This window comes from Paraglaciecola sp., assembly GCF_039964565.1.
In the GTDB taxonomy this organism is placed as follows: Bacteria; Pseudomonadota; Gammaproteobacteria; order Enterobacterales; family Alteromonadaceae; genus Paraglaciecola.
On record NZ_JBDVXF010000027.1, the window covers coordinates 60,342 to 82,913 of the forward strand.

Annotated in this window: 17 protein-coding genes; 5 read left to right on the top strand and 12 right to left on the bottom strand. The window is 38.4% G+C overall.

The window, feature by feature from the left end; genetic code table 11:
* The first annotated feature begins 253 nt into the window (after positions 1–253).
* The 3 genes from ABJK37_RS10805 to ABJK37_RS10815 are packed head-to-tail and all read left to right on the top strand — an operon-like array spanning position 254 to position 3,964.
* Entirely contained in the window at positions 254–1,573 is a 1,320-nt protein-coding gene (locus tag ABJK37_RS10805; protein ID WP_348353159.1) for an O-antigen ligase family protein, read from the top strand.
* A complete protein-coding gene (locus ABJK37_RS10810; RefSeq protein ID WP_348353162.1) occupies positions 1,573–3,030 on the top strand; it encodes an oligosaccharide flippase family protein in 1,458 nt (485 codons plus the stop codon). Before ABJK37_RS10805 ends, ABJK37_RS10810 begins: the two co-directional genes overlap by 1 nt.
* Positions 3,020–3,964, top strand: coding sequence for a glycosyltransferase family 2 protein (locus ABJK37_RS10815; protein ID WP_348353165.1), 945 nt, complete (start codon positions 3,020–3,022; stop codon positions 3,962–3,964). Before ABJK37_RS10810 ends, ABJK37_RS10815 begins: the two co-directional genes overlap by 11 nt.
* Here ABJK37_RS10815 and ABJK37_RS10820 read toward each other — a convergent pair.
* Genes ABJK37_RS10820 through ABJK37_RS10870 form a run of 11 tightly spaced genes read right to left on the bottom strand, consistent with a single transcriptional unit; the run spans position 3,953 to position 18,200 of the window.
* Complete coding sequence (locus ABJK37_RS10820) at positions 3,953–5,059, bottom strand: glycosyltransferase (RefSeq protein WP_348353168.1); 1,107 nt, start codon at positions 5,057–5,059, stop codon at positions 3,953–3,955. The genes ABJK37_RS10815 and ABJK37_RS10820 overlap by 12 nt on opposite strands.
* Positions 5,060–5,062: 3 nt before the next feature.
* Complete coding sequence (locus tag ABJK37_RS10825; RefSeq protein WP_348353170.1) at positions 5,063–6,109, bottom strand: sulfotransferase; 1,047 nt, start codon at positions 6,107–6,109, stop codon at positions 5,063–5,065.
* Entirely contained in the window at positions 6,103–7,236 is a 1,134-nt protein-coding gene (locus ABJK37_RS10830; protein ID WP_348353173.1) for a glycosyltransferase, read from the bottom strand. The genes ABJK37_RS10825 and ABJK37_RS10830 overlap by 7 nt, the downstream gene beginning before the upstream one ends.
* A gap of 15 nt (positions 7,237–7,251) precedes the next feature.
* Positions 7,252–8,313 carry an acyltransferase gene (locus ABJK37_RS10835; RefSeq protein WP_348353176.1) on the bottom strand — a complete coding sequence of 354 codons (1,062 nt, stop codon included), beginning with the start codon at positions 8,311–8,313 and terminating at the stop codon, positions 7,252–7,254.
* A gap of 24 nt (positions 8,314–8,337) precedes the next feature.
* Positions 8,338–10,221, bottom strand: coding sequence for an asparagine synthase (glutamine-hydrolyzing) (gene asnB / locus ABJK37_RS10840; protein WP_348353179.1), 1,884 nt, complete (start codon positions 10,219–10,221; stop codon positions 8,338–8,340).
* Between the two features lie 48 nt (positions 10,222–10,269).
* On the bottom strand, positions 10,270–11,310 hold the full coding sequence (locus ABJK37_RS10845) for a FemAB family XrtA/PEP-CTERM system-associated protein (protein ID WP_348353182.1): 1,041 nt from the start codon (positions 11,308–11,310) through the stop codon (positions 10,270–10,272).
* Positions 11,307–12,317: a polysaccharide deacetylase family protein gene (locus ABJK37_RS10850; protein WP_348353185.1), complete on the bottom strand. Its 1,011-nt coding sequence runs from the start codon at positions 12,315–12,317 to the stop codon at positions 11,307–11,309. Before ABJK37_RS10850 ends, ABJK37_RS10845 begins: the two co-directional genes overlap by 4 nt.
* The gene (locus ABJK37_RS10855; RefSeq protein WP_348353188.1) at positions 12,314–13,432 is read right to left on the bottom strand and encodes a glycosyltransferase; all 1,119 of its coding nucleotides are present in this window, start codon (positions 13,430–13,432) and stop codon (positions 12,314–12,316) included. The genes ABJK37_RS10850 and ABJK37_RS10855 overlap by 4 nt, the downstream gene beginning before the upstream one ends.
* 12 nt (positions 13,433–13,444) lie before the next feature.
* Positions 13,445–14,401, bottom strand: a complete 957-nt coding sequence (locus tag ABJK37_RS10860; protein WP_348353191.1) for a glycosyltransferase family A protein — start codon at positions 14,399–14,401, stop codon at positions 13,445–13,447.
* A gap of 30 nt (positions 14,402–14,431) precedes the next feature.
* Positions 14,432–17,044 carry a hypothetical protein gene (locus tag ABJK37_RS10865; RefSeq protein ID WP_348353194.1) on the bottom strand — a complete coding sequence of 871 codons (2,613 nt, stop codon included), beginning with the start codon at positions 17,042–17,044 and terminating at the stop codon, positions 14,432–14,434.
* A complete protein-coding gene (locus ABJK37_RS10870; RefSeq protein WP_348353204.1) occupies positions 17,037–18,200 on the bottom strand; it encodes a GNAT family N-acetyltransferase in 1,164 nt (387 codons plus the stop codon). The genes ABJK37_RS10865 and ABJK37_RS10870 overlap by 8 nt, the downstream gene beginning before the upstream one ends.
* 241 nt (positions 18,201–18,441) lie before the next feature.
* Between ABJK37_RS10870 and prsT the strand changes: the two genes are divergently transcribed.
* Complete coding sequence (gene prsT / locus ABJK37_RS10875; protein ID WP_348353196.1) at positions 18,442–21,204, top strand: XrtA/PEP-CTERM system TPR-repeat protein PrsT; 2,763 nt, start codon at positions 18,442–18,444, stop codon at positions 21,202–21,204.
* A gap of 285 nt (positions 21,205–21,489) precedes the next feature.
* Positions 21,490–22,164: a PEP-CTERM sorting domain-containing protein gene (locus tag ABJK37_RS10880; protein WP_348353199.1), complete on the top strand. Its 675-nt coding sequence runs from the start codon at positions 21,490–21,492 to the stop codon at positions 22,162–22,164.
* Positions 22,165–22,353: 189 nt separating this feature from the next.
* Here the strand turns inward: ABJK37_RS10880 and ABJK37_RS10885 are convergent.
* Positions 22,354–22,572, bottom strand: a 219-nt coding sequence (locus ABJK37_RS10885; RefSeq protein WP_348353202.1) for a hypothetical protein, incomplete at its 5' end; no start/stop codon positions are given.

Consider the following 22,572-nt stretch of genomic DNA (forward strand, 5'->3'; position numbering starts at 1 on the left):
CTTCCATTTGTCTATTCTTGATTGGCAAAAAATCGGAAACAACTAAATTCATTTTTATCAAACAAAAAAATTCCTAGAGGTTTATCTGCTTGCATTGTATATTCACTGCTTTAAGGGTAATCGTCTTTTCTTGTGAGAGCCTCTTTTTAAATGCTGGCGTGTAGTGTCATTTTAATGTTGGCCTTTACTGCTTTAGATTACTTGCATAAATGGAAGTGGCGAATATTAAAAGTCAAATAGCAGGGGCAAATAAATGTTGAACGTATTGTTGTTTTATTCAACATATTTAGCTGGTTTCTTTTTCACATTTAAGCGCTCTGCAGCGCTCGCCTTCGCAATTTATCAAGCCGTCTACTATTTTCATCCGCAAAACAGATGGTGGGGCTACATGGTGCCCGACATCAGCTATTCGTTTTTTACTGTATTACTCATGTTTACAGTGTTTGCATTAAACTTCAAAATTCTCAATGAAAATAAACTACTTAAAAGTCCTCACATGAGATGGATTTATTTCATCCTTTTTCTTTTTACAATCGCTACTTTCTATGCTGTTATCCCTTGGAATCACGAGTATTCACTGACTATTTTTTTCAAATTGGTCATTATTATGAGTGTGGCCTACAAATTGGTAAACACCACAAAAGATATGGATTTCATTTTGATTGCGCATATTTTTGGAGGTTGGTATTTGTCATTTGTTGCTTTCCAAATTGGTCGTAACAGTGGCGATAGGGTAGAAGGTATTGGAACTGTTGACTCCCCTGATTCAAATGGGGCTGCGGCAGCTATCGCACCTTCAATTGTATTAGCTCTTTATTATTTGTGGGTCACAAAAAATAAAATTTTAAAAGGAGCGTTGGCCATATCAATATTGTTTATGGTAAATGCTATTGTTTTAATTAATAGTCGAGGTGCCTTTCTAGGCGTGGCTTGTAGTGTTCTATACTTTATTTACCATATGTTCTTTTCGAAATTCCAGCGTCCATATCAAAAAATTGCAGTTATTGGCATCGTAATTATGGGGCTATTAGGTGTTATTCGAGTAGCTGACGATAGTTTTGTGGAAAGAATGCAATCCATATTTACAAGTGAAGTGAGTTCGAAAAAGGAAACAGGGGCAACGCGCACAGAATATTGGAAAGCGGCGTGGGAAATGGCAAAAGATCACCCATTTGGTGCGGGAATTGCTGGTTTTCAGTTTTATGCGCCTTCGTATATTGCTCAAAACGTTAATACTGGTAACAGTCGCAACAGGGCTGTTCATTCTACTTGGTTTGAAGCATTGTCTGAAATTGGTTATCTTGGTTTGGGAGCGTTGATAGCTATGTTGTATTGCTGTTATTCAACAAACCGCAAATGTATGCAGACTTTGAAGCGGCAAAATAGGGTGGATGAATACTTCAAAGTTAGGGCCATTGAAGCCTCGTTGATTTGTTTTATTGTGACTATGACTTTCTTAAATAGGATGCGCGCGGAAGTTCTGTATTGGCTTATTTTATATTGTGCATGTGCATACAATGTTTATGTGTTACGTAACTCTTTTGATGATAAAACAGTGGATAAACTCACTTAATGTCTAGCATTCGTTCTTCCTTTCTATTTTCTTCTATTTCTCAATATTTGAACAAAATCCTTAGCTTTGGTTTCATTGTAATTATTGCTCGCATGCTGACACCCGATGAATTAGGTTTGTATGCAATTGCAACTGCCGTGGTTGTGGTAGCTACTGAATTTAGGTTGATGGGTGCTACTAATTATCTAGTTAGAGCTGAGACAATTGATCGGCAAACGATACGTTCAGGCTTAGGGCTTACTTTTTGCATTTGCTGGGGGATGGCACTCTGCGTATTTCTGGCTTCTAGCCTAATCGCCAGTTTTTATGAATTAGAGCCCTTGAGTGTATTGTTTAAAATTTTGGCCATTCCTTTTTTATTTGCACCTTTTATAAGTATATCAGCCTGTCTGATGACTCGTGATATGCATTTTCATAAAATTATGATTATTAGCCTTACGTCGCTATGTATAAAAATTGGAGTCTCAATTTCATTAGTATGGGGGGGGTATAGCTATTACGGTCTTGCCTGGGGGCTAGTGATTGCAACTGTATTTGAATTTGTTCTGTATTATTTTTTTCGAGGAGAAGGCGTTAGTTGGAATCCCTCTTTTAAAGGCTTTAAGCCGATAATTAGTTTTGGTATTTACAATACTCTTATCAATGCTTTATATCGTTTTGAATCTTCCGCACCAGACGTAATACTCGGAAAAGTTGGTACAGTACGCGACGTTGCTTTGTTTTCGAGAGGCTCTGGGTTTTTGACATTCGTTAACGAAATGGTTACTGCGGGTGTTTGGCAAGTCGCATTGCCTGCAATGTCAAAAATCAAAAGGGAAGGCGGCGATGTTAACGATGGATACGTTAAAGCTAGCCTTTTATTAGGTGGTTTAGTTTTACCGGTTTTAGCTGTGTCAGGAGTGTCAGCATATCCAATAATTTTATTGATTTTTGGCGAGCAATGGGTTGAGTCTGTACCTGTCGCGCAAATCATTGTCGGCTGGGTAATGCTAAAGTCAATTCACACCCTTAGCACACCTTTATTGATATCCACAGAAAACGAAAAGGCTGCATTGCTTAAACAGTTGATCGTTTTTAGCGCATGTATCATTGCCGGAATTATTGCTGCACCCTTTGGGATGTTCTATATGGCTTGGGCTATGGTGTTTGCAGGCTTTGTCGACCTTGTCACTGGCAGTTATATTCTTTATCGTTGTTTAGGTATAAAACCTTGGTTATTTTTAGGTTCTATTTTACGCAATGTTCTGGTTGCCTTGCTTTGCGTAATCGTTGCTTTCGCTTTGGATTGGGTATTAGATTTCAAAACTGTTGAGCCAATAATTGCTTTTATATGTTTAGCGTTGATTATGCCACCCACTTGGTTGGCCTGCGTCTTTTGGGTTAAACATCCTCTTTGTACAGAAATAGCTGGTGTAATGGATTTTGTTAAAAAGCGAGTAAAAAGAAATGACCGATAAAGAAGCGTCATTAAGTTATCAACAAAGCAATGTTGCTAAACCTAGAGTGAGCGTTGTGATCCCAATGTACAACGCTCAAACATACGTTGCTATGACATTAACTAATCTGTTTAAACAAACATTTAGTAATTTTGAAGTAATCATTGTTAACGACGGATCAACGGATAGCTCCGTAGATATAGTTAAACAGTTTGATGATCAACGCATTGTTCTGATTGAGCAGAAAAATAGCGGAGTGTCAGTGGCAAGAAATACTGCGATTATGCAGGCAAGAGGCGAGTTTGTTGCGTTTCTTGATGCTGACGATCTTTGGCATACTGAGAAGTTAGAAGTTCAAGTTAGACAGTTTGAGCTTCACCCTGAAATTGATTTTTGCTATACGGATCGTGACTTGTTTGAAGAGATTGAATGTTTAAATTTAACTAGCGGAGTGAATACTGACATTATTGAGCTAGAGCAGTTATTTCCTGCATTGTTAAAGCACAATCATATTCATTGTTCATCTGTGATGGTTAGGCGTAGTATTTTCGCCAAAATTGGACTTTTTGACGTTATGCTAGATGCTTCCGAAGATTCAGATCTTTGGATTAGAGCTGCTAAGTCAAATACAGTATTACGGGTCGCTTCGGTACTTTCTTTTTATCGCCGTCACGATACTAATACTATCAATAGTATTAAATTTAGGCGCAACCGCGTTTTTGCTGAGTTGTTATTTTATGCTCGTTGGCTTCGCAATCCTGCTGGTAGAGTTATACTTGCTGACAATATCAAAGGGAATAGCCACGCTTTAGCATACGAAGAAGAAAGTTTACAAAATCACGGCCAAGCAATGCGTTATTTTTGTTTGGCATTTTTCTTCGGCAAACGTGACCTACGTACTTTTATCAAAATAATATTGCTTTGGTTTAAATCAAAACTAACGTCAAGTCAGTAACGATTGATAAATGGTTTTAAGTTTGTCTGCTGTTATCTGTGGATGGAATTTTTCTTCTGCAGAGCGGCGAGCTTCTGATGACATACTAGCGTACAGTGGCATATCTTGTACCAGACTAATTACTTTTTCTGCCATCGCTTTTGTATCAAATACATCGACTAAGTAACCACTCTTGCCTTGTTCAACAATTTCTGAAATTCCACCTACATTGGTGGAAACTATTGGCAACCCAGATGCTGCAGCTTCTATAAGACTGATTGGTAGCTCTTCATGTTCGGCAGAGCAGAGTACAAGATCCCACTTTTTGAGAAAAACATCCACATTTGACTGAAAACCTAGCAAAGTGACTACTTTCTCTAGTTTATGTTTCTTTATTAACTGACGAATAGTATCTCCATAGTTGCCACCTTCTTTTAATTCTGCGCCAATCACCTTAAATTGAATGTGCGGATATTGTTGATTAACAATTGCTGCCACTTCTATAAAATCATCAATACGTTTGCGTGGAATGATATTAGCAATCATGCCTATTTGGGATATGCTTGATTCGCCTTTTAAATCAATTTCTTTGGGGCTAAATTTATCAATGTCTACACTGTTATGGACCGCGTATTGTGCTGCATTGGGATAATATTTTTGAAGAGCTGGCCCTGTATCTAATTGTGTTGCGTGACTACAAAACACAAAGGCTTTAGGTTCTTTGAGTCCTTTAAAAACCCACTCACAAAATTCTGCATTTTGCTTAAAGTGTACATGGCAGACTAAGGGAATAGATAAAAGACTTGCCGCTTGGCACACGCCACGAGCAACCCAAAAATCGTTAGCATGAATTACATCAGGTCTATGCTTTCTGAGTATCTTAAGCCAAGCGAATAGATTCTTAATTGTTTTAAATGGTTGATTAAAGTTCGGTTGTTCTGTTGTATAGATCTCAGTTTGTGTACCTTGGTTATGAGCTTCAGATTCCATATTACCGCTGGCAGGAACAACAACTATACTCTCTATCCCTTGACCTTTTGTGGCATCAAATAAATTAAGCAGAAAACGGTTACCACCTGCTACATGAGATGCTGCGGCCAAATACAAAACTTTCATAATTTACTTCCTGTTTATTGACGACAACCAAACACTTAAGTTGTATTCACACTCATCTTCAAATTTTTTGAACCATTGCTCGTCAGCATAAGATACCCAGCGATTTAGTGGCGGGGTTTCCACTACTCGATACATCGATTCGGCGTTGGTTTTTAATGAGAATGCCTTAATTATCTTTTCAGTTGTTTGCTCTTTAGACTGCACTAAATCTTCAAAGCTAATACTTAAGTCAGCATACTTTTGTCCATATAAGAAAGATAATTTCCATAAATAATAAAAACGTTGATAGGGATGTGGTGTTGATTTAATGCTTAAAAATGGGAAATGTTGAGACAAATTTTCACACCAACTATTGAGATAAAATGCGTCTTTATAAGTATCTTGAACGGTGTCTTTAGCCATAGACTTTTTATCACTAAGGAATGACAGCCATTGGTCTCTTGGATTTCTATATAGGTGAAGAAATTTTGCGTTTGGAAAATGATGACGTAACCAAGGTAACCTAAAATCTACTCGATTAAATTGCAAAACAGGTCTTGATTTTGCCCGTTCCACTAGCTGGCAAATGTACTCCTTCATTTTCGGATCCCAACTAGCCTCATCCATATGCAAATTTCTATGTATCCAGCTTGGTTCGTATAAATGCTCAAGGTCTTCCATATTATTGAATTCAGCTGAATAATCTTTTACACCAAGATGAGTTGCATCAACCGTTTCACCTCTATGCTTTTGAGAAAACCATTTACGCTCATTAAATGGCTCGTAATAAGCGGTATTGTTAGGATCTTGACGAAACATATTCCACAAAACAGTAGAGCCTGAACGAAAGCGACTTGATATGAAAATAATGTCTTCACGCTCACATGTCTTTATAGCGGGCGTAATTTGAGGGGAAACGTTTTGATTATAAGGTGAACGTATGTTAGTTAAAGGCGTTAAATTTTGTGTAGACTCTGCTCTTTGTGAGGCCAGCTCAGCTCTAACGTGCTCGGTACTTAGCAAACGAACCATTATTTTGGTTATTAGATTTTTTATACTAACGATTAACATTTAGTATGAGCCATATATAAAGCCTTGTATGATTTATTCATAATGTCAGCGGAAAAGTAATGATTGAATCGTTCAAAAGAGTAGCGAGACATTTCTTTTCGTAATTCAGGTGTGTTAATTAAATCTAACATTGATTGAGAAAATGCTTCGGCATCGTTATTTGGTGTTACGAAACCATTTTTGTTATCGACTATTATTTCTTTATTTCCTCCTGCGTCTGTGACAACACATGGTTTGCCGATTGACATCGCTTCAAGCAGAGTCATAGAGGTGCCCTCGCTAAAGGAAGATAACAGGTAAGTGTCAAAAATTTCTAGATATGGAGAGGGGTCGGTTTTATAACCTGTTAGAATGACGTCATTCTCTAGTTCTAAAGACTTAATAGTAGCAATAATATTTTCTTTCTCTTCGCCATCACCAACGATAATTAGTACTGCATTATCGTATTGATTTTTAACCAATTTAAATGCCTTTAGCATCATAATGTGATTTTTAATGGGGTCGAGTCGGGCAATTGTTCCGAAGACAAATTTTTCGTCTGCAATATCAAGTTCATTTTTGATTTTTGACACCTGTTCAGAGGCAATCAGTAAAGGTTTTATACCGTTGTAAATGACTTCTATTTTTTTGCGTGGAATAAATTCATAATTAATTAGTGCATCTTTAGTTGCGCTAGATATAGCAGTAATGTGATTGGTTATTTTTACTAGAATAGGATTGATATACTTTCGTTTCCAACTACTAAAGTCTGGATAAAACCGACCATGTTCGGTAAATATAACTTTTGTCTTAGTACCAATGGCTGCCAATACCCCATACACCCATGGTGTATATTGATGGCAATGTATGATGTCAATTTGATTATTGTGTAAATGTTTGCGAATACTAAATAGCATTGATAGATCAAAGCCGGGTTTACGTTCTTTTGTGCTAATACTTAGCCCGGCATTTTTTAACTCCACACCCCAAGGTCCTAAAGGCTTCTCTATGCAAAATATGGACATTTCAAACAACTCAGCATCAGAGCCTTCAATGATATTTTTAATTACCATTTCCGTACCGCCTATTCTCATATCATAAGTAATATGCGCGATATTTATTTTTTTACTTGATGGTAAATTGTTCATGTGCTGTATCAGGCTTTAACTATTAGCATTGATTGGTGTCCTGGGAGTGGAGCGTGTTATCTCAAAGTTTTCACGGGCATTCATAAACGGAAGCTCTATAAGTCGATACAGCATTTCGGAAACTGCCAATACAATTAATAATGCCAATATAAAATATACTGGAAAAGGAATGTGATTGAATAATTGCTTACACAAGGCCAGTACCTCAGGATGAATTAAGTACATTGCATAGGACCTCGTCGCGATATAACTGCCAAGCTTAACGAAAACTTTATTATCGATAAATTTTACTTTGGACTTAACTGTATTTGCCCACAACACCCATGAACCGAATGCAATGGCTAACCAAAATCTGGAGGGGGTTTGTATCCAAAAGTTATCGGTGTATTTAGATGCAATAACAGTTAAAAAGCCTAAAAAACTGACATAGATTAGTACTTTATTTACCTTAATTAAACGATCCCAAAAACTCTCATAATTATGTTTGATAAAGGCAAGTAATACTCCCATGATGCAACAATCCCAAGCTACATGGGTTTCATCGTGGTGCCCATATAGTTCGAAATATCTGAATATAGAAGGCAAAATTAACAAAAATAAGATTAGATTTAACTTGATATGTTTGTTTAATTTTCTGCTAAAAAGCAAGAATGGTGCAATAAACAAATAAAATTGCTCTTCAACACATAGTGACCAACTGATTGTAAAAAACGACAAAGGAAATTGGTAATTTTGGATAAAAATTAGATAGCTAAATGGAAACTCAAATATCTCATTTGTAACGTTTAAATAAATGATGCTAAAACACAGTACCGCATAATAAGCGGGAAGGGTTCTTAACCACCTTCGAAGCCAGAACCTCTTTAAATCAATGGTTTTATTTCTTTTAAGCTCTTTGAACAGTTGGTTACCAATAAGCCATCCAGATAAAACAAAAAATAGATCTACACCTACCCCTCCCGTTTGCAGGGGAAATATCCAATAATCGGGGCCATAACTTAAGACGCTATGAGATAATAAAACCATCAAAATAGCGATACTTCTTAAGTAATCTAAGTAAGGAAGTCTGTGAACCATTATTACTTAATTACCTCAACAATATTATTTTTGTGCATATTTCACCCACCACATCTCGTACATTAACATACTCCACAACAGGGCGCTGTGGTCGGCGCTTTCGCTTTGGTGCTCTTGCCATAAGGTTTGAATGTAATCGTGATAAAAGATGCTTTTAAGCCCTTGGACTTGGTCTATTAAATGTCGTTTGGCTAAGTCTTTTATTTCGTGTCTAAACCAGCTTGCAAGTGGCACCGAGAAGCCCATTTTTTTACGGTACAAAATGCCGTCGGGGAGCATGGGTTTGAAGGCTTCTTTTAAAATGTGTTTTTTTTCGCCATTTTTAAACTTCAGTTCAGAGGGCAGGGTGGCGGCAAATTCTACTACTTCTCTATCGAGTAATGGTGCGCGTACTTCTAGGGAGTTTGCCATGCTCATTCTGTCTACTTTTACCAGTATGCCGCCTGGTAAATAGGTTTTCATATCGGTGTAGAGTATTTTGGCTAGATGGTCTGGACCGTCTGATTTTTCATAGGCGTCTATGGTGATTTTGGATGGATGATAATCACCTAGTTTTTCTTTGACTTCTTGTTTAACAAGTTTTTGCCATTGTCTGTCGTCTATCTGTGAGTTGGTGGTATAAAAGCCCATAGCCGGCTCTTGGCTTAGGCTTGTTAGTAAAGACTTACCTTTTCGCCAGATAGTGGCATTACTGCCTGCTAGGAAATTGGCGAGCTTAGGGAAAAGGTGTTTTCTAAGCACTTTAGGAAATTTATTGCGTAACCTGTTTTCTGTGGCATCTGTGGTGTATTTCTCATATCCGGCAAACACCTCGTCGCCGCCATCACCAGCAATGGCTACTGTGACTTGTTGGCGGGCTAATTCGGACACAAAAAAGGTGGGTACTAAAGAGGGGTCGGCAAAAGGTTCGTCAAAATAACTCACTATTTTTTCTAGATTATCTGCAACATTTTGATGCACCGTAAATTCATGATGTTCTGTGTGATATTTGTCGGCTACTTCTTTGGCAAATTCGGTTTCATTGAATTTTTTATCATCAAATCCTATAGAGCAAGTTTTGACTGGAGTGTCGCTGTTATTCGCCATCATGGCGACCACACCGCTTGAATCAACGCCGCCACTTAAAAATGCCCCTAGTGGCACGTCACTGACCATGCGCTGTTTAGTGCACTCGGTGGCCAGCGTTCTAAGTTGTTCGGTAAGGTCAGATTCGCTTGCTGTGTTGGTGTGTTCAAAAGAGACGTCCCAATACTGGGTGATTTCGATGCCATTGGCATCTACAGTCATAAAGTGACCCGGTGGTAACTTGTGAATATGAGTGAAGATGCTTTTGGGGTCGGGCACATATTGATAAGCAAAGAAGTCGTAAACCGCATCTAAGCGGATATCTTTAGGTACATTGGGTAAGGTTAAAATAGCTTTGATTTCAGAGGCAAAGGCAAACTGGGTTGCGGTTTGCAAATAATATAAGGGCTTTTTACCCATACGATCTCTGGCTATTAGCAGTTTTTGAGTGGTGGTATCCCATAAAGCAAAGGCAAACATGCCGTTTATTTTATTGAGCAGGTTTGCACCTTCGGTGGCGTACAAGGCTAATATTACTTCGGTATCTGTGTGGGTTTTAAAGGGGTATCCTTGCGCAGTTAGCTGGGCCCTTAGTGCTTGGAAATTATAGATTTCACCATTAAATACTATGATGTATTTGCCGTCGTAAGAGGTCATAGGCTGTATGCCTGCTTCAGACAAATCGATGATAGCTAATCTGCGGTGAGCTAGACCTACATGTTCATCAAGGTATTCGCCGCCGGCATCTGGACCACGATGATAAATACTATCACCCATTTTTTTTAGGGTGTCTTTATCTCCCATTTGTCCATTAAAGTGGGTAAAACCGGCAATGCCACACATCTACTTACTTCCTGTTTTGACTGCAATTTTGTTTTAGCGTTTAGGTCGCTAAAGACTTATATGTTTACGTATTTTGGGCCCCAAGGTCGTGGTAACACCTAAGGGTAATTTTGCCCAAGTTTTTTCAACCAAGCTTCTGATTTGACTAGGTTTGCTCGGTGTATTTTCAGCTATAGGCTGTTGTTGTGCAACTAAGTTTGACCATGCTAACGGGATTGGCTCTGCTCCCCATTGGCGTTTGAATTTATAGGTACCTTCACCATAGGTTGAACGACCAAAATCAAATTCTGTACAACCTAAATTGCTCACATGTTCTAGCAAAGACCAATATAGCATCATATTTGGGGCTAGCTTATTGTATTTGGCTACGGTAGAAGCCCATGGGATAGCTGCCTTATTGCCATTTAGTAGCACAATTCCCGCGCCTACTGGGATTGTGTCTTTGTACACCACCGAAAGAATAATGTGCTCGGCGTAATGTGTAAATAACGCTTCAAACCATTTTTTACTGTGCACTGGTGAGCCTAGTTTACGCATGTTGATGGCGAATATTTGATAAAAATCGTCGATGTTTTTTGGGCTACTGGCTATTTCGCAATTTAAGCCATTTTTTTCAGCTTTTCGGATTTGACTGCGAAGTTTAGATTTAAATCCGGCTAAAAGTGCTTCGGCGCTGCCGGGCAAAGGTAAAACCATGCGGACTTTTTTACCGTCTAACTCAGTGTCATCTGCAGCGTTGGCTGTGTCACGGTAATCAAAACTATTGCCCTTGCTTTGTTGCAATAAGCTCAGCGCTTCAGACTGCAAAGCGTTTAGTATCTCTTCATCATTGGCAAGTGCAAACCCAATGTCACAAAATGGCAATGCGCAGTAATTGACTCTTCGTAGGGGATTTTGCATTTTTACGCAAGGTAGTACGCCTACTATCTCTTCATTATCAACGGCTAATAAACTTATATTTTGATGTTGGTAGGCTTGTTTAATGCTTAAAACCCAAGCAAATCGATGATAGGGGCTAGCGTCTTTGTGGCCGTTTACGTATTTATCCCATGCTGCTTGGTCTACTGGGTTTGCCTGTCTTATCTTCATACAGCAGGTTTATCCATGCTTTGTAATTTATCCGCTGCTTCAGAAATAGTGCAAAAGTCGATGTCATAGTGAGTTTTTAATTGGGTCACCACTTTAGTGATTGCATCACTAATAAAATCGAAGGGATTTTGATCACATTCTAACAATCCCACTTGGTTATCCAGTAAACTAGAGCTGTGCATGTACATATGTAAAACCGGATACCCTTTATCGATAACTTTTTCGCACAAGGTTAACATGTCTTCAGGTGCCGATAATTCTGGGCATAGATAGATTTTTCTCAATAGATTGCTGTGCCAAGCAAGTCCGTTAAAGCGAGTCCAGCTTAATGGTGGTTTGGCAAAAGCCACATGTACGTTATTAGACAATTCAAAGTTTGTGCGGTTAAATCCCACTGTAACTGGCAGCTCGTAAATAGCTTGTTGCTTACCCTGCTTTAAAGGATCGTTTAGGTCTGGCCAATAGGGAAGTGTTGGAGAGCCAACACAGCTGAAATGCTCATTTTGGTAATAGGGATACACACTTGAGTCTACGGTAATGCCACTATTGACTAATAATTCCATGACATTCTTATTAATCCCCCATCTGCCCGTTCTGAATGATTTGGCTTTTACCCCAAACCCAGCTTCAAGGCTTTCCATTAATGCATCTAGCTTATTGGACACTTGGTCAACGGGTAAATTGATAACATGGGACTCGGCTTCACCGACTTCGGCATAATAAGGAGGGTTACACCAAGGGTGCAGGTGTGCGCCAATTTCGCAGTTGCCTTTAGTCGTAAATGTCAGCATTGTTTCAACTGCGGCTTTATTATCAGACACGGCATAATCCACAAAATAGGTAGGCCTAATGCCAAGATCTTCGCAGATGTTATTAAAAGCCGGTAATTTATCAATATTATTGACGTTAGCCACTTTCTGGGGGAAGGGGCCTGACCAATCCCACTCTTCCTCAGTGTCTATGGTCAATATAAAAATAATCGGTGTTTTGCTTCCTTTCAGGCTCATTGGGCCTCCATAACCAATTCTTCGAACAGTTCTGCATATTCAGTTGCCATGCGGTTGGCCGAATAGTGCTGGTACACAAATTCCTTGGCATTAGCAGCTAATTCAGTGGCATAGTCTTGATTGAATAATAATGTTTCCCAATAACCTTGTAGTTTAACTTTTTCACCTAATGGCGCAAGCAACCCGGTTTTTTGATGTTCAATCAGTTGATCTATGCCAGCTATATCATAGGCTGCAACAGGGATGCTGGCAGCAGTTGCTTCCATTAGACAACGGGGTATGCCTTCGAGAGTGGATGTCATCACAAATAAATCGAATGACTTTAACAAGGATAACCTGTCATCACGAAACCCTAAAAATTCAATATGATCATGACTGGAAAGAGTTCGACTGTATGTTTCTAAATCGGCTCTAGCATCGCCATCACCCAATAGTATCAGTCGGGTATTGGGGTGTTTGTTATGTAGTCGCTCAAAGATATCCAGAATATCAAATATGTTTTTACGGCTAATCATCTGACCTACAAAACCAATGCGTTTTTCATCTGGATTGAGTCTTTCAGGAATAGCGGTGGCTTCTACCTCTGAGAGGTCTACACCATTTTGAATGTATAAGGTTTTTTGCTCTTTAACACCCATACGTTTGCAGTCACGCATAAGTTGTTGAGACAGTGGCACAACTTTAGTGGCGTATTTCATGGCTTGGCAACCTAGCCAGATAAAAGTGCGTAATTTAATGTCTTTGGCATTTTCAAAGCCGTGGGGCGTCACTACACAAGGAATACCCGCTTTTCTGGCGGCTAGCATACCAATGATGTCGGACTTGTAACCATGAGTGTGCACAATATGAATGTCTTTTTCTTTGATTAACTCAGCCATTTTAGACACAGCTGATAAGTCAAACTTACTCTTCATATTAACAATATGGCAAGGCAACGCTAATTTTTGGTATTCGTTGACGAGCTCTAAGGACTCTTGTCCCGGTTCCATTGTAACCGCTAAATCGCAGCGCACTTTGGCTGGGTCAAGATGTTTAGCTAAGGCTAACACCCAGCGCTCTGCACCGTAAAATCCGGTAGGACAAATAAACTGCAGCACATTGATAGTTTGCGTCATAGGTGTATATCCTTAATGTGTCTTTACGCCGATGGATTTAAACAAACCTAAAACCGTACCAATTGCTCGTGCCGGAAAGTAGTAAATATAGAATTTAACAATATGAACAAATCTTATTTTTTTATCTGCTAACGCGTACAACCGCAAACTGTATACAAAAACCGGTATTACCGCTACTAAAAAGGCCATTGTTGCTAGAGGCACCTGTCCAAATACGAGCAAAAACAAAGATAGTGAAAACATCAATAAAATAGCAGGAGGTGCAATAAAGCTCGGCCATTCTCTTAATGGTATATTGCGCCCAGAAATGGATTGTAAATTTGATTGGCCTCGCCAAATTTCTTTATCAAACATGGCCTTGTAGGCTTTGTCTTCACCTAGATGGATGTAGGTGGCGGCAGAAGTGTAATAAAGCTTACCTAACTTGGCTGCTTGGTCGGTAAAAAAGTAATCTTCGCAGGTAATTAGGTGTTCAGGAAATCCCCCAATTTTATCGAATGAGGCTTTGGTTAGAAATAAATTTCGACCGGGTAAAAAAGCGACATCGGCATCAATTTCGGCATTACTTAGACTAGTGCGAATTTTTTCCAAGGGTGGTGCATCATCTTCACAAATTTGCATAGCACTACTGATAATTCTGTCTTGGGTGACTGAAATCTCGGCAATCATTTGCTGAGTCCAATTATTTGATAGCCAAATATCAGCATCAAGAAAAGCCAAATACAGCCCTTGGGCTTGTGTTACGCCATAATTACGTAACGCGGAGATAGTGTCATTTTCTGGGCGAATGCACACTAGGAGCTTGATGGATGGATCTTGTAGCAGGGTTTGATGTTGTATTTCAGGCGTTTGACTGACCACTATTACTTCAATTTCTTGAACATCACAGGACTGCAGGCTAATAGATTGAAGTGTTTGCATCAACATTTCAAACCTTCCTTTATGGGGAATAATAAAAGATACCTGCATCTGCGTTTGTTAATCCTTGTTGTTTGGGGTTTAGGCTAAGCGCTTTTTTAACCAGTCAAGTTCAGCTTTTGGTGAGATTTTCATCAACCTTTTAGTGAATACCTTGAGCAATCCACCATAAACAGAAGTTTGCTGATATTTTGCTGCTGGCCAGTTTTCTCTGGGTGCAAAAGCTATTGGGGCAGGCTGTTTTTGGAAAAACTCCATCGCTCCTTGATTTTGCATCAGCAATACTAAAATCCGTGTATAGGTTTTGGTATCTGCTTTAGTAAGCTTATCAGCAACATACTGCTGAAAAAACTGCGCTTTTGTCAAATATTCAGTTTTTTTGTGTGGCGAAAAATAATAAGCGCCAGCTAAAACATGGGCTTTACGCAGATCTTGAGCGGTCCAAGTATCATTTGGATATTCCAAAATATCAGGTTTTTCCAAGTAAGGGTATTCGTGGACTAACATCCAGTCTGCAAAATTTAACAAGCAATCACGACAATAATAAAAGTGTTGATCGAATTCTTGTCTGCTCTGTTTGACTTGAAGAAAACGACATAGGGCTTGCAGTAGTACAGTGTAAAACCATGTGTTTTCTATATTCTGCAGATCTCTGTGGGTCAGATCTTCATCGGGATGCATGGCGTTGCTTAGTATGTTGTGTACTTGTGTTAAGTAGTCTTCGTTTTGAGTTAACTCAAAACTATCCAAAAGGGCATTCACGTAGTTGGCAATGCCTCTGTCTAATGGATACTGCCCAGTAAAGTGATTTTTATATCCCGCAAAATGACGGTTTTTAAAGGCTAACAACAACTCAAGGCAGGTACCTGAACCTTCGTAAACATGGGTGATCCAATTCGTTAAAGTAAGCACTGCATCTTTTGAACTCTGCTGACCAGTTAAACAATAATGCAAATACAAACCTGTGGTATAGCAGTGTTGACCGCCCGGGCCACCACCGCCAGAATGGTCTTGGTAGGCATCACTTGCTTGATGTTTAGAATAGGACCTATGGCTCGACGTAAAGGCTTGCAAGTAATGATCGGTATGCCAAAACAACCCACCGTTGTATTCGCTTTTATCTAGTTTGGTATGATAGATGTCAATATCTTTTACATGTGTGGCTAAGTCGTTTGCCAGTTCAAACCACTTTGTATTGCCAGTGATTAAATATTGTCTAAGAAATCCATAGATAGGGTCATATTGGTTATTATAGTGGGACACAAATATGTCGTCACCTTGGTAACCTGCGGTTTCATGATCGGCGTATAGTTCACCAAAGTTGCGCCAGCCATATTCATCAAGGGTTTCGCGCTTAGCCATAAAACTAGAAGCGCTGTTTACACCTAAGTCGATAATCGATTGTAGTGAGTTGGGAGCCGGTTGTTCTTTTTCTATAAAGGGATACAGGTCGCATTGGTTAACCCAATCCCAGGCAACGTGACCACGATTATTTAAATGGTTTGACGTTAAATCATTCTGGGCGCTATTAAGTGATAGCCAAAAACTATGAGTTTTTTTCTCGCCACCTTGCAACTCGTGGAGATAATGAGTTGATGGAAATAGTCCCAACGTCACTGTTTGCTCTGCGACTGACAGTGATTTTGGGAAATTTTGCCAAAATTGATCTAGGGTAATCGCGAGATTGTTTTGTAACCCAATAACTGGCTGACATCGCAGGCCTGTGTATTCAGTGTTGCCATGCTGAAGTACAAAACCATTTCTGTTAATTTCAACATGATTCTTGTGGTTAACATGCACAAGACTTTGCCAATTATCTCCACCACTTGAGAATTGCTCGCAGAAAAAACTCTCGGCGTTAAAGCTTTGGTTACTCTGCACATCGGTAAAGGTGTGGCGTTTTGGCTTAGACGTTTGTGAGGTGTCTACTTTCGGAGTCGTGTTTAAATTAATACTAAATGATTTAAAAAAGAATGAACCCGTATCCCCTAAATCCCACTTGCCACCGTGATGCATGGCTCGGTTAGTATTATGTATTTGCAGGGTAAACTGAACTAAGTCAAAAGGAAGCAACCAATCAAGCATCAGTTGAAAGCGCACTAAAGTACCTGAAAAATGTCCTTTTATTTTCAATGTCACCGCTGGAGAATCGTTGTTTTTTAAATTGGGTTGTTGCGTTGCAATAGCACTGTCAAAGTAAGCCGTTAGCGACTGGCCTTGACTATCAGCGAGTTCAAGGTCACCTGCGTTGAGGTTTAACATAGCGTTATCATTAACATCCAACATTGTTAGTTGGTGCTTAGCTAAGTGCAAAATTAGTGTTTTGTCGTCACTCTTAAATGAGTAGTTATCAGTTGCATTAGTGTTCTCTACAAATTGAGTGTTTGAACTTTCAGGTGTGCCTGTTTGGGTGTTGTTAATATTCAAATACACAGGCGTTTGCTTAACACGCTCAATGGTGAGTTTTACCCATTTGATGCTGTTGTCTGGCCAATAAGCGACAACCTGGCAAAGTGCATCGATTTCATTGGGTATAACTGGCACATCGTTAGTATCAGCTGTTACAGACAGCTGTTTAACAGAGACGACCATTGATTTAGGTAGAGGAACAGATACTTCACTAACTAGTTTGTGATTAGCATCTAAGCTGGATTCAAATTCTATTGGCAGTTTTATGGACGGAGAATCAATCATTTAATTTCATTCGTAGGTTCGAAAACAATCTGCCAAATATTAAACGTTTCCATTTTCTCAATAGTTCTCTGAATAGCAGTAATGGTGTGTTGCGATAAAAACAGTATATATTTTGTTCGTAGGGGGGGGCATTAGAAAGCGACTTTTTGTACTGGGCTTCACCTGCTAAAAAGTCGTAAATTTTAATGCCTTCTTTGATCGCTTGTTCAATAATCAAACTGTGAATTACTAATCCTACTTTGATGCGGTTGTCGGCATTAAAATGTAGTGCCGATAAATAAAAACTCCACTTTTCACCATAGGTCAATAGGTATACGTGTCCAAGGGCAACTTCATCTTGATATAAGGTATACAGTCTGCAATTTTGAGCTGAATGTGGTGTTTGAATTAATGCTTGATGAAAATCATAGAAACACGGGTTATCAAAACCACTACCGTAAACCGTGGAGCGCCATTTGATGCGATGCAATTCGGCAATTTGTGTGAGTACAGCTTGTTTTTCTGAGGGGGCTTTTGCCAATTCAAGTCTAATCGGACTTTGTTCATTTAGGAGTTTTATTGAACGTTTAATATGAGAACGAGTGTTTTTTGATAAACTGCCGAGATAATCCTCTAACGAGGAACAACTCTCTAAATTGGCCAAATATCCTATTGATGATAGTTCTGTTCTTCTATTAAAGCCCTCGAAGTTAAGAGTATCGATAAACTGAGGAGAACTCAGACCTATTTTTATGTCATCTACCTTGCCACTTTTTACCAGCTCTTGACAAATTTCATTGGTCAACTGTGGTTCATAGTTTTTGTGAAGTAAAAATGTATTGTGTTCTATCCAAGTTTGGTCTTCCTTGATATTGCCGCTTTTATGTAAAAAATACTGCTTAAAACCCAACCCTAAAAATATTGTTTTGGTTTTTGTACCAAATAGCGCCAAACCAAGGGTTTCCTGTCCTTGCGATACTTCAACACACAAACAGTTTTTAGTGGCTAATCGTTTTTGGGCTAACCACTGTTGTATCCAGAACCACGCAACAAAAGCTGAAGTATTTGTCTTGTTCTGCAAGGCTAACCATTTTTGGGACAGTTCCTGCACATGACTATCGCTTACATGATATGAGCGAGTCTGAAAAGGTAATGAAGGCATGGGATCCGTTTCCATTTGCGACAAGTTAATCCAAGGCAGATACAAAGTTGTAATCTGATAAGGCTAACCGAATACCACTTTAAATCACATAGCAAAATCTCTAATTTGTAAAAAAATCATGGTTATTAGAGAGTTAAAGTTATGTAATTATAATTTTGGAACAACCACAAGTTGTATGATTCGACAAAAAAATGGTGTTTTTCACAGTCCAACGGGTAGTATATGAGCAAGTTAATAATTCAATTTGGATAGAATAATGACAAAAATTCACTTCGTGGTTATTTTTAGCGTATTTTTAGTAGTTACAGGTTGTACAAAAAAAACGTCTGAAGAATATATCGCACTGGCAGAAACAAAGATTCAGCAAAACGACATTCCTACAGCCATCATAGAATTAAAAAACGCAATTAGTGTCAACCCTCAAGATCCTAAATCGCGATTTATGTTAGGAAACTTGTATGCTCAACAAGGAAGTAGCGCAGCAGCGGAAAAAGAGCTTCTTAGAGCATCTGAATTAGGTTACGAACCGAACGAAGTATTGCCGATTTTGGCAAATGTTTACAGTTTGCAATTCAAAAATGTAGAAATTATTCAGTTGGTGGAAGAATCTAGAAACCTTTCACCAGAAGTGAATACTTCGTTATTGTTATACAAAGCAATTGCTCATTTTCAGTTAAGTGAGCCTGTCAAAGCGAAAAAGGCAGTGGCAGATGCGAACGAAATATCCTCTGACTCTTTGTATAGTAAATTGGGTAATGCCTATGTCGATTTCAGTAATCAACAAATCGACACTTCTTTAGAAAAAATAAATGAAATTTTAAAAGAGCAGCCTGATTTCGCCGATGCGCATTTATTGAAAGGACAGTTAACTACTGTATCCAAAGATAATGAAAGCGCAGTTAAAAGTTTCGAAAAATATAAAGAGTTACTTCCTCAAACCTATCAATCTAGAGTGTTTCTAGCTAACGCTTATATAAAAAACAAGCAGTTTGAAGAAGCAGAAAAAGAAATTGATGTTTTGTTGAGGGTTAATCCAGAACAACCGTTTATTAATCAACTAAAGGGGGTCGTGCGATTTCAGGCTCAAGATTTTAATAGTGCTAAGCAGTTTGCTGAGAAGGCCATTCAAAATGGTTCAGATGACTTACCAAATAAAATCATTGCCGGAATTAGTGCATTTAGACTGGGTTCAAATGAACAAGCCTATAAGCACATGAATTCAATCAAGGACAAACTACCTCCTCGTCATCCAATTTTGAAAATATTGGTTGTGTTGGAGTTGAAATTGGGGATCGCTAATGAATTAGGCTCAACAATAACCAATTTAGATGGGTTAACAGAGGACGACGTGATTTTGTTGTCAGCAACTAGCGCTCAGTTAATAGATAATGGACAAAGCGCACAGCGTAAAGCAATTCTAGAAAAAGTTGATACAATAAAATTCAGCGATCCCTTAAGGATTGCCCAAAAAGGCATGTTGCGTTTGTCTCTGGATGATATCGATGGATTATCAGACTTAGAACAGGCACTAGCATTAGATCCTGACCAAGACACTGCAAATACAGCATTAGCCAGAGCGTATATCGATAATGAGCTTTACGATAAAGCTATTGAATTGAGCAATAATTGGATCAAACAAAAACCAGATCAAGTTTTTGGCTATATATTGGCAGCAGTTAGTTATTCTAAGCTCAATAAAACTAATCAAGCAGAGAACATGTATAATGAAGCTCTTCTCATTGATCCTAATAATATTTCTGCCAATACCTATTATTCTGACAAAGCAGTGGCTGAAGGCGATAAAAAAAGTGCCGTTGGATTCCTGAACAAGGTTATCCGTTCAAAGCCAAATCATATAGATACATTAAGAAAGTACTTTGTGTTGCAAAGAGATTTAGGTAACTCTGAAGACGGATTAAGACTAATTGAACGGGCTTTTGAAAATGAGCCAAAAAATATACAGCTTAGTCTTTTATTTGCACAAGCTCTTTTCACCCAAAGCCAATATACTAAGAGCATTTCAGTTTTAGAGCAAATATCTACCGGCGAAACAACGCCAGATAAGTATTGGGTGGTTCTCAGTAATGCTTATTATCTCAATGGTCAAATTGATAAAGCCATTAATGTTGCGGAAAACTGGGTTTCGAAACAACCGGATAGTATAGATGCATATTTTCGTTTAATTACTCTACAAGACGTTAGTAAAAATTACCCTAAGGCTTTGTCTGTCGCCAAGACGGCGCTAAGCAAATTTCCATCTCAAGACCAATTTGGTATGTTTGTAACATACTTTAATCTGGTTACGGGAAGCGTAGAAGCTGCATCTCTAAGTTTCAATAACTTGTCTGAAAAAACAAAGAAAAGCGTTCCTGGCCAGGGATTATTGGGACAAATATTGATAGAAAAAGGCGACGCGGTTTCTGCATTGCCTAAATTAAAAGCGTTTTATGAGCGGAATTCGAGTCAAACTAATGCTTCTTTGGTTGCCAAAGCGTTTAAGGAATTAAAGCAATTTTCAGAAGCCATTACTTTTCTGAATGAGCATCAGTTAAAAGTGGGTAATTCAGTTGTGAGTGACATTCAAATTGCCGAATTAGCCATTAGTTCAAATAATTACGTTTTGGCAAGAAAACACTATGAATCAGTACTTAAAATAGAACCTGACAATACAAGAGCTCTCAATAATTTGGCTTACATTTTGATTGAACAAGGTAATCATGAGGCGGCCTTAAAATATGCTAAACGTGCAGCTGAGTTGAGTCCTGAGTACCCTGCAATTTTAGATACATACGCGACGACCTTGCAAAAAACAGGGAAGCTTGATGAATCAGTTGAAGTTTTTGAAAAGGTTTACAAATTAGATAAATCAAATATTGATATAGCGCTTCGTTATGTAGAGTCTTTGATTGCAATAAGAGAAATTAATTCAGCACAAAAGGTTTTAGAACAGGTCGAAAAAAAACAAGACATGTCTTTCTCACATAAAGCAGAAATTAAGCGTTTAAAAGGCAAAATATAATGTAGGTATCCGTTCACTATGGCGTTTTAATGTGCATTCTATAATAAAGTTGTGCCGCCAAATTGAATCGCTAAAACCGTAAATTTTAGATTAGTCATTTAAGTGTCGGATTACTTTACATGTTTAACCTAGGTCTCTCTTTCAACGTGATCTAAGTGGTTGATAAGTTTAGTTGTTTATTTTTTGGTCTGAATGATGCATTACTACTTGTGATGACATTTTTATCTTGAAGCAGTAGTAGAAATAGTCAATTTTCGTTTAATAATTATTAAAGGATGGATTGTTATGAATAAAATTAAAGTTTTGTTTAGTGCTTTGTCACTATTCGCAGCTTCAAGTGTTAGCGCAGGTACATTAGTTCTAGATAGCTTTAACTATAATCCCGAGCTTAACATCGAAGCAACACCTGATGCAGGTTTTCAAGTAGCTAATGCAGTTGTAACTTCCGCAGAGACTGGCGCGTTAGCAAGCTATGAGCTAACTTGGCTTACCGGAGCTGGTGTTGATACAGCTAAAGGTAATGTATTCGGATCTGGTTCATTGTCGTACGCGGAAGAGCCGTTGTCTGATGGAACATTGGAAATTTCTTATACTTTACCCGGCCTTGGTAGTTCATTAGATTTCAGTGGCTATACTGATTTCTATTTTGATGTTGTAAATATCGATGGAAGCGGCGGTTTTGATGTCATGCTTACTCTAGAAGACTCAGATGGCACAACTATTTCCGCTAGTTACACAGTCGTTTCAACAGGTGTATTCTTAGCCAGCTTTGCTAGTATGTCGCCTGGTCCTGATTTTGACTTTAGTCAAGTTGTTTCTGCAACTGCGTTTATTGATTCAGACGGTCTTGGAGATGATTTTACTTTGGATTCAGTCGGTCTAGTTCCAGAGCCATCTGCACTTGCTATCTTAGGTCTTGGTTTTATTGGCCTAGGTTTACGTCGTAGAAAATTAGTTTAATAATTTAAACTTAAGTTTTTGAAGCCCGCTTTACGCGGGCTTTTTTGTGTTTTCATCTCGTTAAATATTAGAAATATTAGAAATATTAGAAATCGCTATGATTGAAACGTTAAAGTAGCTAAAAAGGTTCTAGGCCCGTGACTTTTATCTTTAATTTTAGTGTCGATATTTTTTACAATGCTATATTTTTTATTTATTGAAAAAAGAATATGTTATTGATTTATAAGTTAAATTAATTTTTGGCCCGATTTGTGCTTTGTTGGTAAGGACATTAGCGCTGTTATTAGATAGTAGACAAGTTAAGTATGCTGTAGCTGTGTAGTGTTTAAATTCTAAATATGCTGAAAGGAATAAAACGATGAAAAATTTAAAAGTATTGCTAGGTGCTTTATCAATGCTAACACTTGG